Origin of the sequence: Nibribacter ruber, from assembly GCF_009913235.1 — a bacterium.
Taxonomy (GTDB): domain Bacteria; phylum Bacteroidota; class Bacteroidia; order Cytophagales; family Hymenobacteraceae; genus Nibribacter; species Nibribacter ruber.
This window is the reverse complement of record NZ_CP047897.1, coordinates 1,167,986-1,184,644: the sequence shown is the minus strand read 5'-3', so window position 1 is coordinate 1,184,644 and position 16,659 is coordinate 1,167,986. Positions and strand designations below refer to the sequence as shown.

8 protein-coding genes are annotated in these 16,659 nt (G+C 51.8%); 6 read left to right on the top strand and 2 right to left on the bottom strand.

Translation table 11 applies throughout. From position 1 onward, the window contains the following. Positions 1-156: 156 nt before the first annotated feature. The 5 genes from pbpC to GU926_RS04960 all read left to right on the top strand — a co-directional run bounded on the left by pbpC (position 157) and on the right by GU926_RS04960 (position 8,531). Entirely contained in the window at positions 157-2,457 is a 2,301-nt protein-coding gene (pbpC, locus tag GU926_RS04980) for a penicillin-binding protein 1C (protein ID WP_232058436.1), read from the top strand. A 239-nt stretch (positions 2,458-2,696) separates the two neighbouring features. Beyond that, on the top strand, positions 2,697-4,124 hold the full coding sequence (locus GU926_RS04975; RefSeq protein ID WP_160689597.1) for a glycoside hydrolase family 125 protein: 1,428 nt from the start codon (positions 2,697-2,699) through the stop codon (positions 4,122-4,124). A gap of 175 nt (positions 4,125-4,299) precedes the next feature. Beyond that, positions 4,300-5,277: an isoaspartyl peptidase/L-asparaginase family protein gene (locus tag GU926_RS04970; RefSeq protein ID WP_160689595.1), complete on the top strand. Its 978-nt coding sequence runs from the start codon at positions 4,300-4,302 to the stop codon at positions 5,275-5,277. Then, positions 5,258-6,025 (top strand): copper homeostasis protein CutC, encoded by a 768-nt coding sequence (locus tag GU926_RS04965; RefSeq protein WP_160689593.1) that lies wholly within the window; start codon positions 5,258-5,260, stop codon positions 6,023-6,025. The genes GU926_RS04970 and GU926_RS04965 overlap by 20 nt, the downstream gene beginning before the upstream one ends. A gap of 199 nt (positions 6,026-6,224) precedes the next feature. Beyond that, the gene (locus GU926_RS04960) at positions 6,225-8,531 is read left to right on the top strand and encodes a family 20 glycosylhydrolase (protein WP_232058435.1); all 2,307 of its coding nucleotides are present in this window, start codon (positions 6,225-6,227) and stop codon (positions 8,529-8,531) included. 398 nt (positions 8,532-8,929) lie between these two features. Here GU926_RS04960 and GU926_RS04955 read toward each other — a convergent pair whose 3' ends face one another. Further along, entirely contained in the window at positions 8,930-11,233 is a 2,304-nt protein-coding gene (locus GU926_RS04955) for a GH92 family glycosyl hydrolase (RefSeq protein WP_160689591.1), read from the bottom strand. A 41-nt stretch (positions 11,234-11,274) separates the two neighbouring features. Beyond that, entirely contained in the window at positions 11,275-13,935 is a 2,661-nt protein-coding gene (locus GU926_RS04950) for a glycoside hydrolase family 2 protein (RefSeq protein WP_160689589.1), read from the bottom strand. Between the two features lie 247 nt (positions 13,936-14,182). Between GU926_RS04950 and GU926_RS04945 the strand changes: the two genes are divergently transcribed. Next, the gene (locus GU926_RS04945; protein ID WP_160689587.1) at positions 14,183-16,609 is read left to right on the top strand and encodes a DUF4982 domain-containing protein; all 2,427 of its coding nucleotides are present in this window, start codon (positions 14,183-14,185) and stop codon (positions 16,607-16,609) included. Positions 16,610-16,659: the final 50 nt, after the last annotated feature.

Sequence of the window (16,659 nt, the reverse complement as noted above, 5' to 3'; positions counted from 1 at the left end):
ACGAGCGTATTCGCCAACCATCAAGCTTCCACAAAAAAAATAATCACTCGTTTTTTGCCTGTTTTCCAGAAAATAGCCCAAAAACGACTTTTACAGGAAACCAATCGCCATAGAATGCCCCTAGTCCCATCCATACAAAAGTCCCTTAATTCGCTTTTGAAAAAGAAGCGGCTGGGATGGGTGTGGGTAGCAGGTATTCTTCCCTTTGTGCTGCTTTTGTTGATGCACTGGGTGTTCCCCTTGCGGGTGAGCGTCTCGTACTCACCAGTCATCACGGCATCAGACGGAAGCGTGGTGAATGCCTTTTTGAGCAAAGATGACAAGTGGCGCATGCAGCTAGAGCCAGATGAAATCAATCCGGTGCTCAAAAAAGCGGTGCTGCTCAAAGAAGACCAGTACTTCTACTACCATCCTGGGGTGAACCCGTTTGCCATTGGACGGGCCTTTGTGAATAACCTGACCACCGGCCGGAAAACCTCTGGCGCTTCTACCATCACCATGCAGGTGGCGCGGCTGCTTTACCCCAAAAAACGCACGTACGGCAACAAACTGGTTGAGGCCTTCAGGGCGCTGCAGCTTGAGTGGCAATACAGCAAGGATGAGATTCTGCAACTGTACCTGAACCTGGTGCCCTTCGGGGGGAACATTGAGGGGGTGAAGGCGGCCTCGGTGCTATATTTCCAGCAGTCGCCGCGGGCTTTGAGTCTGGCGCAGGCAGTGGCCTTGACGGTGATTCCCAACAAGCCTTCGTCGTTGAGGATTGGCGAGCAGAACGACCGCATTGTGGCCTTCCGGAACAAGTGGCTGCAAGCGTACGGCCAACTGAACGCCTTCCCCCAGCAGGCCATTGAAGACGCCTTGCAAGAACCCTTAGAGGCGTTTAGAGTACAAGCTCCCCGGCTGGCACCGCATTTTGCCTACCGCATGCGCCAAAAATACCCAGGCAAACCCATCCTAAAAACCACGCTCAATCCGGCCGTGCAGGAGAAGGTGCAGCAACTGGCGTTTAACTACATGCAGCGGTTAAAGGCTCTGAACATTCACAATGCTGCCGTGCTGGTTATTAACAACCAAACCAAGGCGGTAGAAGCCTATTTGGGCTCTTCTGATTTTTTGGATGACATGCACGCCGGGCAGGTGGACGGCGTGCGGGCGTTACGGTCGCCTGGCAGTACGCTCAAGCCGTTTTTGTACGCCACCGCTTTTGACAAAGGCCTCATCACGCCCAAAACCATCATCTCAGACGTGCCCATTGACTATGCCGGGTATCGTCCTGAAAATTATTATGCCACCTACAACGGCAACGTGACCATTGAGCGCGCCCTGGCCACTTCGCTGAACATTCCGGCGGTAAAAGTCCTGGACCAGCTGGGCGTAAGTGCTTTTGTTCAGAAACTACAGCAGGCCGAGTTTGCCGAGATGAAACGGCGCGGCCAGCACATGGGTCTGTCCATGATTCTGGGCGGTTGCGGCGCCACTTTGGAGGAACTGACCAATCTGTACTCTTCCTTCGCGAATAGTGGGGTGCAGGCGCCGCTAAAGTGGTTGCAGGGAGACACTACCAGGCAGGAAAAGCAGTTGCTGTCACCCGCCGCGGCCTACATGGTCAACCAGATTCTCACGCAGCTACAGCGCCCAGATTTGCCGCACAATGCCCAGAACAGCGCGTATCTGCCCAAGATAGCCTGGAAGACCGGGACCTCGTACGGCCGAAAAGACGCCTGGAGCATTGGTTACAACAAGAAATACACTATTGGCGTGTGGGTGGGCAACTTCTCAGGTGAAGGCGTGCCCGAACTCAACGGCACCGATACGGCCACGCCGTTGCTATTCTCCCTGTTCAACACCATTGACTACAACAGCGCCGACGGCTGGTACCAGGCACCCAAAGGGATGGGCTACCGCGCCGTTTGTCCAGAGAGTGGCCTGTCGGTGAACAGCTTTTGCCAGGACCAATTACTAGACACTTATATCCCAGGCACTTCGTCGGTAAGAAAGTGCGCGCACCTAAAAAAAGTCACCGTTTCTGAAGACGGAAAATTTGCCTACTGCACCAGTTGTCAGCCCAACGGAGGGTATATGCAGAAGTGGTATCCTAACCTGGCTCCAGAGATTTTAAGTTTTTACGCCGAGGAAAATCTTCCCTTCCAAAAGCTTCCGCCGCACAACCCAGGTTGCAACCGTATCTTCCAGGAGTTTGCCCCCGTCATCACGTCGCCCACCGCCAACATGGAATTCCTGCTGGAGCGAGACGAACGCCAGAAACTCATGTTGCATTGCAATACCATCAATGAAGTGAAAAAAGTCTACTGGTACGTGAACGACAAACTTCTGCAGGCCGCAGCCGCCAATGAACGCGTCTTTTTTGCGCCAGACAAGGCCGGTAAATTCAAAATCTCCTGCACAGATGACCAAGGCCGCAACACCAACAGCTACATCACCGTGAAGTTCTTGTAATGTTATTGAGCTTGGATGAAATTTTGAAGCTGGGAAGGCGCGGAAATCAAATAGATTTTCTCCGTTAGGTGGGAATGAAAAGTGGGTAGTTGGAAATGAGAAGCGCCATTGATACCGGTCTTGTTCCAGTGCCTGAATTGCTTTTATAAAAGGCTTAAAAATGAAGTGCAGCGGTAATTTTTCTGAAAACGTTTCCTAAAGCTGTGACTTCTTTCTAATATGCTTCATAATCAAAAAGCATGACCACTAGAAGAGAGTTTGTCAAGACCACCGGCATTGCCGCGCTGGGCGTAGCCGCCGTAGGTATTCCATTCAACGCCTTAGCCGCCAATGAATCCTTCACCAGCAAGCGCCCGTCGTTGGCCAAAAGACACTTCACCAGCAAGGCCATTGAGAAGAAACTGGCCGAGGTGAAAAAGGCAATCAATGACAAGGAACTGGCTTGGCTGTTTGAAAACTGCTTCCCCAACACGCTAGACACCACCGTCCAGTACAAAGAAATAAACGGCAAGCCCGATACCTTTGTAATCACCGGAGACATTGAAGCCATGTGGCTGCGGGATTCGACCGCCCAAGTGTGGCCGTATCTGCCCTTCACCAAAGAAGAGAAAAGCCTGCAGAAACTAGTGGCCGGCGTGATTAACCGGCAGGCCCAGTGCATCTTGATAGACCCCTACGCCAACGCCTTCAACGACGGTCCCAAAGGCAGTGAATGGAAGTCTGACCTCACTACCATGAAGCCTGAACTGCACGAGCGCAAATGGGAAATCGACTCGCTTTGCTATCCCATCCGACTGGCGTACCACTACTGGAAAACCACCCAAGACACCAGCCCCTTTGATCAAGACTGGCAGAAGGCCATGCAACTGGTGGTAAGGACCTTTAAGGAGCAGCAACGGAAAGAGGGGAAAGGACCCTACACCTTCCAACGCAACACCCCCAAACAAACCGACACCGTGTCGGGCGCTGGCTACGGCAATCCCATCCAACCAGTGGGTTTGATCTGCTCCACCTTCCGGCCCTCAGACGATGCTACCATTTTCCTGTTCCTGGTGCCTTCCAATTACTTTGCGGTCACGTCTCTTAGGCAGCTAGCCGAGATGAGTCAGAAGATTACTAAAAACAACCAGTTGGCTTCTGAGTGTATTGCCTTAGCTGAGGAAGTGGAGCAGGCCTTAAAGCAATTTGCCGTAGCGGATCATTTGCAGTATGGCAAGGTGTTTCCGTTTGAAGTGGACGGGTATGGTAACCAACTCTTCATGGACGATGCCAACATTCCCAGCCTGCTGGCCATGCCATACCTGGGTGCCTGCGCCTTGCAAGATCCCGTGTACCAGAACACCCGCAAGTTTGTGCTGAGCAAAGACAACCCCTGGTATTTTGAAGGCAAAGCGGGTAAAGGGATTGGCGGTCCGCACGTTGGCCCTGATATGATCTGGCCCATGAGCATTATCATGCAAGCCATGACCAGCCAGTCTGACCAGGAAATAAAGGAGTGCCTGCACACCTTAAAAACCACGCACGCCGGCACTGGCTTCATGCATGAGACCTTCCACAAAGACAATCCTTCTAAGTTCACTCGGGAATGGTTTGCCTGGGCCAATACGCTTTTTGGCGAACTCATCCTGAAACTTCATGCCGAGCGTCCACATCTGTTAAAAGCCTAAGCCTTAAAAGCCGCACCGTCTTCGTTTTTGGGCTATTTTCTGGAAAACAGCCCAAAAACGATGGAAAAGTTCCTTTGGATTTACCTTGTATCAAAGGGAGGGCAGGCTTAATCTTCAGGTAGGATTTCCCTCAAATACAAAACTCAAAATAGAAAGACCTTAATCAAAGCAGCATATGAGTAGCAGACGTAAATTTTTAAAGCTATCCGCGGTGAGCGCCACGTTGCTGGGCGGAGGCTTTCAGGTAGTGAAAGCGTTTGGCGGTTCTTTAGGTGCGGCCAAACCGGGCAAGCCCATTGTCATTTCCACTTGGGACCACGGCATTCCGGCCAACGCGGCGGCGTGGGAAGTGCTCTCTAAAAACGGCACCGCCTTAGATGCGGTAGAAGCAGGCGTGCGCGTCCCGGAAGGCGACCCCAAGGTGCGCACCGTAGGCTACGGCGGTTACCCAGACCGTGAAGGCAAGGTAACCCTGGACGCCTGCATCATGGACAAGGACAGCAATTGCGGGGCGGTAGCGTTTCTGCAACACATCAAACACCCCATCTCTGTGGCCCGCAAGGTGATGGAAGACACGCCGCACGTGATGCTGGTAGGGCAGGGCGCGTATGAGTTTGCCATTGCCAATGGCTTCCAGAAAGAGAACCTCTTGACCGAGGAATCTGAGAAAGACTGGAAGAACTGGCTCAAAGAATCCAAATACAAACCTGTCATAAACATTGAAAACCACGACACCATTGGCATGCTGGCCTTGGACGCCAACGGTGACCTGGCCGGCGCCTGCACCACCAGCGGCGCGGCTTTCAAAATGCACGGCCGCGTAGGCGATTCTCCCATCATTGGGGCTGGTCTTTTCGTGGACAATGAAGTAGGAGCGGCCACTGCCACGGGCTTGGGTGAGGCCGTCATCAGAATGGTAGGAAGCCATTTGGTGGTGGAACTCATGCGCCAGGGAAACTCGCCGGAGAAAGCGTGCAAGCTGGCCGTGGAGCGCATCATTGCCAAGCACAAAGACGTGAAAGACCTGCAAGTGGGATTCATTGCGCTCAACAAGCAGGGCGAGTACGGTGGCTACTGCATCCACAAGGGCTTTAACTACGCCGTGCATGATGCCAAAGGCAAGAAATTGATTGATGGCAAATACAAACTCTAGACAGAAGTTCACGCTAGAAATTTGCATTGACTCTGTAGCGTCTGCCATAGCCGCTGAGCAAGGCGGTGCCCAGCGCGTGGAACTCTGTGATTACCTGGCCGGCGGCGGAACCACGCCCAGCGCTGGCATGATTAGCCTGGTACAGGAAAGTATTTCCCTTCCGGTGCACGTTCTCGTTCGGCCCCGCCGTGGTGATTTCCTGTACTCATCAGCAGAAGTTGACATCATGAAGCGGGACATCCAGCTATGCCGGGAGTTGGGCGTGGCAGGGGTGGTGATAGGCGCCTTGACCAAAGACGGAGACATAGACGTAGCCAGCACTCAGGAGCTGATAGAAGCGGCGGGTTCTCTGAGCATCACTTTTCACCGCGCCTTTGACCTGACCAGAGATCCTTTTCGGGCGCTGGACCAATTGCTAGCTCTCAACATTGATCGCTTGCTTACCTCCGGACAACAGGCGACGGCGCTGGAGGGCATTCCTTTGTTACAACAGTTGCAAGCGCGCGCGGCTGGTGAACTCATTATCCTGCCCGGCAGTGGCATCACCCCAGAGAATGTGCTGGAGATAGTGACCCACACCGGAGTGACCGAGGTGCATGCCTCGGTGCGCCGCCGGGTGGACGGGGAGATGGTCTTTCGGAAGGAGCATCCACCCATGTCTAGCCACAGCCCTCTGTCAGAATTTGAGCAGTTGGTGGCAGATGAAGCCCAGGTTAGAAAAATAAGGCAGCTGTTGAATGAACTGTAACGGGTGAGTATGTGCCACAACTATTTAGATAGATAGCAGATGCGATTCCTAGGGTTATTCAGCTTTATCTCATTTCAATGTCTCAAATGCAATAAATATGTTAAATTAAGGAACCGTTTTTAGCCTGTTTTCCTGAAAAGAGGCTAAAAACGGTTTTTATTTTACTGTGTACTTTTGACCTTCTGATAAGGACCGTAGTATGATGAAAAAAATTCTCCCCCTCTTCTTCTTGTTTGGATCTATGGTATTGGGTGCTGGCGTCTGTTTTGGTCAGGCCTCAGAGAATACCTACAACCTCATTCCGTATCCTAACGCGCTGGTGCCTCAGCAAGGAAGCTTCACGGTGACGGCCCAAACCAAGCTGGTGGTGCCCAGGGAAAGTAAAGTCTTCCAGAACGAAGTAGAGCAGGTGCAACTGTTATTTTCCAGAAGCCTGGGAAGGCCTTTGAAACTGGTCAAGAGGGAGACCTCCAATGCCGTGATTCTGCTACTTGATAAACATATTTCCGCGCCCGAAGGCTACCAAGTTCTCATTTCACCAACGCAGGTAAAACTAGTGGCCAGGGAGCCCGCGGGCATGTTCAGGGCGGTGCAGACGCTTCGGCAGTTGTTACCCGCCTCTATAGAGCGGGCCGGCGTTACTGCTGGCGCACTGGTACTGCCGGCCGTTCAGATACAAGATGCTCCTGCGTTTGGCTGGCGCGGAATGCATTTAGACGTGTCCCGGCATTTCTTCACCACCGCTTATCTGAAGAAGTACATAGACGTGCTGGCGCTTTACAAGTTCAACAAACTACACCTGCACTTCACCGATGACCAGGGCTGGCGTCTGGAAATAAAGAAATACCCCAAACTGACGGAGCAAGGCGCCTGGCGCACCTTCAACAACCAGGACTCAGCGGTCATCAAAATGTCAAAAGGGAATCCAGACCTGGCGCTAGACCCACGGCACATCCTTCAAAAAGACGGCAAAACGCTGTACGGGGGCTTTTATACCCAGGCCGAGATGCGGGAGATTATACAATACGCATCGGCTAGACACATTGAGATCATCCCGGAAATAGACATGCCCGGCCACATGAAGGCGGCCATTGACGCCTATCCGTTCCTTACCTGCGGAGAGGCGGGTTGGGGCAAGACGTTTTCAGTGCCTATCTGCCCCTGTGAGGAAAGCACCTATACCTTCGCAGAAAACGTCTTTCAGGAAATCATAGACCTCTTCCCCAGTCAATACATTCACCTGGGTGCCGATGAAGTAGAGAAAACCACCTGGGCCAATGCGCCGGCTTGTCAGGAATTGATGCAGCGCGAAGGCCTTAAAACTGTGGAGGAATTGCAGAGCTATTTTGTATACCGCATGCAGAAGTTCTTCAAAAGCAAAGGCAAAACCCTCATTGGCTGGGACGAGGTGCTGGAAGGAGGCATTAATTCTGAGGCGGTGGTCATGTTTTGGCGCAACTGGGTTCCCAATGCCCCGTTATTGGCCGCGCAAAACGGCAACAAAGTCATCATGACGCCCAACGCGCCGCTGTATTTTGATGCGCTACCAGACAAAAACTCCCTCCAAAACGTGTACCAGTTGCAAGTGGTGCCCAGGGGTTTGAACAATCAAGAAGCAAAGGCCATCCTGGGAGCCCAAGCCAACCTCTGGACCGAGTATGTTCCTTCTGAAAACCGTGCCGAGTATCTGTACATGCCCCGCATGACTGCCCTCTCTGAAGCCGTCTGGTCTAAAGAAAGGAACTATGGCAACTATCTGAACCGCCTAAAGAACCATTACCCTCGCTTGGATGCGTTGAATGTGCACTACCGCCTGCCAGATTTGGAAGGTTTCACCGACCGCATGGTGTTCACTGACAAAGCTGTGTTAACTATCCAAAAGCCTTTGGAAAGCCTGAACATCAGGTACACTACAGATGGAAGCACGCCCCACCAAACCTCCACATTACTGGAAAAACCTCTGGAGATCACCGAATCAATGACCCTCCAGGTAGCCGCTTTTTCCCCGGAAGGTCGAATGGGAGATACCTATACGATAGCCTATGAAAAGCAGACTTTGGCACCTGCCATTAAACCTCTTAAAACCATTCCGGGGTTGACGGCCACCTACTACAAAGGCTTTTTCAAAAATACCCAGGCAATGCAGTCAGTTGCAAAGCCAACCGAAACGATGACGGTAGAAATGTTAAAAGTGCCGGAGACAATAAAGGACGGGAGCTTCGGCGTGCAGTTTAAGGGGTATCTAAACATTCCTGAACCGGGGATCTACAGCTTTTACCTGACCTGTGATGATGGAGGCGTCCTTAAAATTGCCAACCGGTTGGTGGTAGACAATGACGGCCTGCATGCGCCTCTAGAAAAAAGTGGACAAGTGGCCCTGGAGAAAGGGCTGCAACCCTTCGCCCTGGACTTCATTGAAGGCGGTGGCGGGTACACCCTTAAACTGCTCTATAGCAAAGATGGCAGCCAGCCTCAACCCATTCCGCAGAGTTGGTGGCAGCGGTAAGGAGTTGCCGTTTTTGGCTTGTTTTCCAGAAAAGAAGCCAAAAACGAATAGCTTTAATCAACGAAGATTCTCCCCTTGAGGAGCGCAGAGTGGTGTTTACACAGGAGAATAAACGCTTCGTTTTTATCTGTTGTGTAAGGAGAATTTCAAGAGAGCTTTTTGAATAAGATATTTGACTTAGACACATACACCCCTCTACGCTCCCGTCAAGGGGAGAATCTGCGTTTACTTAAGCGCTTTTCTATCTTGCCCACATGGTCCTTTCAGGATGACAATAAAGTAGGAAGAAGAAAATAATAGATTAGGTAAGAAGAAATCAATCCTCCATCGCTAAAAAAGATGACCCGAAAGTTTACACTTTCGGGTCATCTTTTTTAAAGGCAGGTAAGTTGGTAGGTTTACTCAGTAAGTTGAGAAGATGGCCAGCTTTCTTTGGCTACTCCCCAGGTGGTGCTGGGTTTGCTGCCCATCTCAAATTCTAACGTGCCGCCTCGCATTAAATCTTTGTGCGAAATATACGATTTGGTGTAGGGCTTCCTGTTGAGAGTCACGCGCTGGATATAGATGTTCTCGCGGCTGTTTTGCGGGGCAGATATCACTAGCGTTTTCCCGTTGGGTAAGTGAAGCGTCGCTTTCTTGACGGCCGGGCTCCCGAAGACAAAGGCGCCGTTGGCGGGGTGCACCTGGTAAAAGCCTAGCGTGGAGAGAATGTACCAGGACGACATCTGGCCCACGTCTTCGTTGCCGATGATGCCGTCGGGCTTATCCGTGTACATAGTATGCACAATATGACGTACTTTCTCGGCGGTTTTCCAGGGCTGGCCCACGTACGGGTAAAGGTAGGTGATGTGGTGGCTGGGTTCGTTGCCGTGCGCGTACTGGCCAATGAGGCCGGTAATGTCATTAGAGGCACCTTCGCCCATATCGCCTTGCGCGGTGAACAGTGAATCCAGTTTGTTGGCAAACGGTTTTTCACCACCCATAAGCTTCACTAGTCCCTCCACGTCTTGCGGTACCAGCCAGGTGTACTGCCAGGAATTGCCTTCGGCATAGTCATCCTCGCGGTGTTTAGATTTGAATGGGTCGAAGGGCGTGCGCCAGCTGTTCTGGGAGATCCTACCGCGCATGAACCGCGTCTGTTGGTCAAAATAGTTTTGGTAGTTCTGCGCCCGTTTGCTAAAGTATTGATAGTCTTGCTCCTTGCCTAGTTTCTTGGCCACCAGGGCAATAGCTCCGTCACTAATGGCATATTCCAAGCCTTTGGCCACGCTTTCTACTTCATCGTCTGCCGGAATGAAACCCAGTTCCTTCACTTTCTTCAACTCGAATTCATTGCCCATGGCCGTGGCCTTCATGGACTCATAGGCTAGGTTCTTGTCAAAGCCATCAAAGCCTTTAAGGATAGCGTCTGCCACTACGGGTACGCCGCTATAGCCTACCATGGTGTTGGTTTCATTACCCATCAAATGCCAAACGGGCAGTTTGCCTTGTTGTTGGTAGATGGCCAGCATGGAGTTGATCATGTCATTCACGCGGTTGGTTTGCAGGATAGTGTACAGCGGGTGGGCGGCGCGATAGGTATCCCAGAGCGAGAAAGTGGTAAGGTTGGTGAAGTTGGCTTTAGGGTATACTTTTTTATCAGTGCCGCGGTAGTCGCCGTTGTGGTCGTTGAAGAGGGATGGGGCAATCATGGAGTGGTACAGCGCCGTGTAGAAGGTGCGCATCTGGGCATCCTCCAAAGCCTCAATTTCTACCTTCTGCAACTCCTTGTTCCAGATTTGGTCTGCCTCGCGTACTACCTGGTCAAAGTTCCAATGCGGGACTTCGGCACGAATATTAGCCAAAGCGTTTTCTGAACTCACCGGCGAGATGCCCACCTTTACCAATACCTTTTCGCCTGCCTTGGTTTGAAACCGCGCGATGCCCTTGATGCGGGTGCCTTTCTGAGCTGGCGTAGTAGAGGTGGCAGCCGTATCATAGACCTGATAGCTCTCAAATTTTTGGATGGGCTTGGAGAACACGGCCGTGAAATAAACGCGCTGGTCGTTGGCCCAACCTTTGGAGAAGCGGTAGCCAGCAATAGTCGTATCATTCAATTGTTCAATAAAAGTCTCGGTGGGTGTGTCCCAGCCAATGCCTTCCTTCAGGTCAAAGATGATGCTGGCCTGATCTGCCTGCGGGAAGGTATATTGGTGCAGGCCCACCCGCTCGGTGGCCGTGAGTTCTACTTGGATGTTGTAGCGCTTAAGCTTAACGGCATAGTAGCCTGGTTTGGCCTGTTCTTCATCATGTGAGAAAAGGGAGTAATAGCCACTATTTGGGTCCTTCAAACTGCCGCGCACCAGGGTTACGTTGCCGGTGGCGGGCATGACCAGAATATCGCCCAAATCTCCAATGCCAGTGCCACTCAAGTGCGTGTGCGCAAAACCCACAATGGTGGAGTCTGAGTAGTGGTACCCCGAACACCAGTCCCAGCCATGCGACATGTTGGTGGGCCCCAATTGCACGGCCCCAAATGGCACGTTCGCGCCCATGAACACGTGTCCGTGAAAGCTGCTGCCAATGTAAGGATCTACCCATTGAGTGAGAGAAGGAGGGGTAGCCTTGCTCTTTTGAAGATTCGTTTGCGTACAGGCCGCTACCGTGACCACCAATAAGACCGCCAAGCGGAAATACGATTTTGTGAAGGCGTTTACGTGCATGTTCTTCTAGTTTAAGACCACTGTCTTATGATGATGTCTTGCTATTTAACCAAGTAGGTTTGCTTAGGCACATTCCAGCCTTCTACTGTGATACTTGGTAAGGGGGCACCCGCTATGGTCGTGTATTCCACTGTTATGGTTTGTTTTTCGCCGGGTAAAATGGAAACGTAGTTGTCGCTGTAAAAAGCGGGCAGAAGGCGCTGGCCCGTCAATGAATGCACAACTGAAATCCGGTTAAAGAAAGCCACCGGTTGGCCGGCAGGGTTGCTGAGCGTTACTTCAATCTTACTCTTGGCTGATTGTTTGGCCGCTACCTGCAAAGGTGCATTCGTCAGTTCCTGCAAACCGGAATAAGTACCCTTCGCGTCTGCCAGCCAATAGAAGTTGCTGCTGATACAGTTTTTCTCCAGATTCAGTAACCGAAGCGATAAAAAAACGCCTTTGTCTTTGGCCAGCTTTCTTAGGCTTCCCTTAAGAGGAAAGTATTTCTTAGAAGTAGAGGCACCTATTTCTACTATGACCTGCCCCAAAGAGGTGCTTTTTCCTGCCATGTCATAGGCCGTGGCCACCAGCATCATGTCTCGCTTGATCTCAAAGCTGTTGTTCACGGCCAGAACCATGCTGTCTACCGGGTCAAACATGATGTGGAGCGGCGCGCTCCCGTTCCTCAGGCCATAAAGACCGGCATTGGGGTCCAGGTAGTAATCGTATAGCTGGCCGCGCATGGAGGTCCAGGGGTTCTGGGTTTTCCAGATGATAGTGCCCGTGTACCAGTCCCACATATGTGAGCTGAAGCCCTCCATCAATCCCCGGTACTGGTCATAGTTCACCAACTGCGCTTTTCTGGCGAAGTCCTCTATGCTGGTGGGTGCGCCATAGGGGAGCAGGTGTTGTTCGTACCCCACGCCGGTGTAGTTATGGTAATGCCAGACCGAATCTACTTTCTCCGTTGGCTTACTGTTTGGTCCCAGGTACTGCGGTGCTATTAGGTTCTCCTTCGGAAGGAAGCGTTGCAGGGACTCCATGTCGCCCACGCCCACCGACCCGACTTCTGAGTTAAATGGCCAGGTTCTATACGCCCAGAACTGACTGATAGGTTGGATGGTGTACGGTCCGTCTCCACCGCCGCCAATGGAGTTGAAGGACATACTGTCAGCGTTGGAATAAGGAATAAACCAGCGGGTACCGTCCAGGCTGGGTAAAATAGAATCCTCAAGTGCGGTTAACAGGTCTTTGGGTGGTGTGATTTCATTGCCGCCGCACCACATGGCCAAAGATGGATGGTTGCGTATCATCTTCACCTGGTCAGCCGCTGAGGTTAGGAACAAGTGATGATCATCCGGGTATTTACGGCGGGTCCACTGGTCGTCTTTCTTCATCGGGTCTACCCACTTGCCGTTCGCATCGCCGGTAATCCAGAAGTCTTGTATCACCAACAGGCCATATTTATCACAGGCTTCAAAGAACTCAGGGCGTTCCACCAGGGCCCCGCCCCAGACACGCATCAGGTTCAGGTTCATGTCGCGGTGGAAGCGCAGTTCAGCATCATAGCGCGCCGGGCTGAACCGTAGCATGGCATCAGAGATAATCCAGTTGGCGCCTTTCAGGAAGATTTTCTGGCCGTTCACCAGTACCTGCATGCTTCGGGTGTGGACGTTCCATTCTCTCTGAATTTCCCTGATGCCCACCTGCACGGTTTCTTCGTCAGAGACCGTCTTGCCGTTCACCAGAAACCGCAGTTGCAAATGGTATAAAGGCTGGGCACCGTAGGTATTGGGCCACCAAAGTTTGGGGTTCTGCAGCACCAGGTCCTTGAGCCGTACCAGTTGGGTTGCCTTTGCCGGAAGGGTCACTTTCTGAGAAACAGTTTTCCTATCCAGGGTATACTGCAACACGCCCGTCACTTTCTTGTCTGTACTGTTCTCCAATTCAGCAGAGACTTTAACCGTGGCTGGTGCCTGGGTGCCTTCTGGTTTCCGCTTGCCCGGCACCAAGGTGATGATATGCGGATTCTTAACATTGATTAGCTGGGTTTTCTCTATGGTTACCTTGTCCCAGATGCCGGTGTTTCTGTCCCGTATGGGTTGAATCCAGTCCCAACCGGCCACATATTGGTGGGTCACGTTCTTGGCAATGGTACCATCGCCACCTTGTCCGCCGTTGGGGTTGCCCACCGGGTCCGGCGGAAACACCACTAGAGCCAGCCGGTTCTTGCCGTCTTTGGCCAAATGTTGGGTGATGTTGTAACTCTGCCGCAGGAACATGCCCTCGTGCGTCTTGTCATTCAGTTTCTGGCCGTTCAAGAATACATCACAACTGTAATTGACTCCGCGCAGGTGCAGCCACACCTGCTCATTTTTCTGAGGAGGCGCTTCCTGAAAATCCTTTGCAAACCAATAGGTGTAATAATCCCGGCCGGTTGTATAGATGTCAGGTATGCGTTGGTTGTTCATCCCGTAGAAAGGATCGGGGATTTGCTGGTTGGCGAGCTGGGTGGTGAGCACCGTGCCCGGTACTACCGCCGGCTGCCAGGTAGCCGTAGAATATGTTGCCTTAGAAATGGCGTGTCCGTTTTCTTTCACTTTAGCAATAGACTGGCATTTCCAGCCTGCGTTCAGCTCATAGCTAGTTTGGGACGTAGCCGGGAAATGGAAGAAGTTCAGAAAAAGAAAAGAGAGAAGAAAAGGCAGTTTGTGCTTCATGGTGGGGAGCGGATTTCCTGACAAGTAAGGAAGGAGAAGTTTCAATTTCTCTAGCTGTAAATGTATCAGGAAAAAGGGCATACCCGCAATTTTACTTGCCTTAACTGCTTCCCAAACCCAATACCAGAAATTGTTGGATATATTTAGGGCTTGAAGGAAGAGCGCTCCTTTTCTGGACCTTTATTGCCTAAGGTTAAATGAAAGCAGAAGGATTTACTTTCTCACATCGCATTAAATAAACAGTTTTATGAGATATAGATGGATGGTGGCATTGTTGCTGCTGGTTTCACAAATAGGTTTGGCGCAAGGCAGAGTGGTCACAGAATTAGTGGCTAACTGGAAGTTTCAGAAGGGCAAGCAGGACCAGGCCTACCAGGTCAATTTCAATGACAAAGCCTGGCAGAAGGTGACGGTGCCGCATGACTGGGCCATCTACGGACCCTTTGACAAGGAGATTGACAAGCAGGTGGTCGCCATTGAGCAAAACGGCGAAAAGGTAGCCTCTGAGAAAACCGGGCGTACGGGCGCATTACCCTACATTGGCGAGGCCTGGTACCGTAATGAATTCACGTTGCCGCATTATAAAAAAGGGCAGAAGGTGTTGATAGTCTTTGAAGGCGCCATGAGCGAGCCCAGGGTATTCTTGAACGGCCAGAAAGTAGGGGAGTGGGCGTATGGCTATAGCTACTTTTATTTTGACATCACAGATCAAGTGCTGGAAGGCAAGAAGAACATTTTGGCCGTCCATCTCACCAACCAGGGCGAATCATCTAGGTGGTACCCGGGAGCGGGATTGTACCGCAAGGTGCAGGTCATCGTCAAGAATAAGGAGAGCATTGACCAGTGGGGCACGTTTGTCACCACGCCGTTCATCTCGGGAGAACTGGCCAAAGTTAATATTAAAACCAAGGTTTCTGGTGACAGGGTAAGGCTGTTGACGCAGGTAATGGACGCCCAAGGGAAAGTAGTGGCTGCAGACAGCACCAGTAAGGTGTTCGGGAGGGAGTTTGAGCAGAACCTGGCCGTGCAGAATCCTCAGTTGTGGAGCCCCGAGAAGCCGTATCTGTACACCGCCGTCACTAAATTATATGTGGGCAACACGCTCAAAGATGAAGTGACCACGCGCTTCGGGATACGGGAAATCAGCTACAAGCCCAATGTGGGCTTCAGTCTCAACGGCAAGGTGCGCAAGTTCAAGGGCGTCTGCCTGCACCATGACCTGGGACCCTTGGGCGCGGCCGTGAACAAAGCCGCCCTGCGCCGGCAATTGCGCATCTTAAAAGACATGGGTTGTGACGCTATCAGAAGTTCGCACAACATGCCCAGCTTGGAACAACTGGAGTTGGCAGATGAGATGGGCTTCATGTTCTTAGCCGAAAGTTTTGACGAGTGGGCCAAGCCCAAAGTGAAAAACGGATACAATCGCTTCTTTGACGAGTATGCAGAGAAAGACATTATCAACCTGGTGCAGGCCACCAGAAACCACCCGTCCATTGTGATGTGGAGCGCGGGCAATGAGGTGCCCGACCAATGGGGAGCCGAGGGCGTGAAACGCGCCAAGTCGCTGCAAGACATCTTCCACCGCGAAGACCCCACCCGCCCGGTAACCGTGGGCATGGACCAGGTAAAGGCCACCATGGCCTCGGGCTTCGGCGCTCTGCTGGACATTCCGGGGCTTAACTACCGCACGCATTTGTATGAAGAGGCGTACAAGACCTTTCCGCAGGGATTCATCCTTGGTTCTGAAACGGCCTCTACGGTGAGCTCCCGCGGTATTTATAAATTCCCGGTAGAAAAAGGCATAGACAAGCAGTACCCAGATCTGCAGAGCTCTTCCTATGATCTGGAATATTGTAACTGGTCCAACGTACCCGATGACGATTTTGTCCTGCAGGATGACAAGCCTTGGGTGATTGGCGAGTTTGTCTGGACTGGTTTTGATTATCTGGGAGAACCCACGCCCTATGATGACAATTGGCCGTCGCGCAGCTCTTACTTTGGCATAAACGATTTGGCGGGTCTGCCCAAGGACCGGTTTTACCTGTACCGCAGCCGCTGGAACACGCAAGAAGAAACCTTGCATATCTTGCCGCATTGGAACTGGGAAGGAAGAGAAGGCCAGACTACGCCGGTGTTTGTGTATACCAACTATGACAGCGCCGAACTGTTTGTAAACGGTAAAAGTCAAGGCATCCAAAAAAAGCACAGCGCCACGCCCCAGAACCGGTACCGCCTCATGTGGATGGACGTGAAATATGAACCCGGCACCGTCAAAGTGGTGGCTTTTGGCAAAGACGGCAAAGCCGTGGCGGAAAGAGAAATGAAGACTGCCGGCAAACCCTACAAGATCATTCTGCAACCCGACAGGAAAGAGATTTCAGCGGACGGCCAGGACTTGTCATTTGTAACGGTATCAGTGGTGGACAAAAACGGCGTTCCCTGCCCCAAGGCCACAAATCAGTTGGCCTTCTCAGTGAAAGGCAAAGGCACTTACCGCGCGGCCAGCAACGGCGACCCCACCTCGCTGGAAATGTTCCATTTACCCACCATGAAACTCTTCAGCGGCAAATTGGTGGTGCTGGTGCAGTCCATTAAGGAAGCCGGAACCATGGAATTGACTGTAAAGGGAAAAGGGCTACAATCGGCCAAAGTCACCTTAACCTCTGTACAGTAACAATTTGATTTCAAAGTCCTTCATGATTTGGGCGGTTACGTAAGATACAA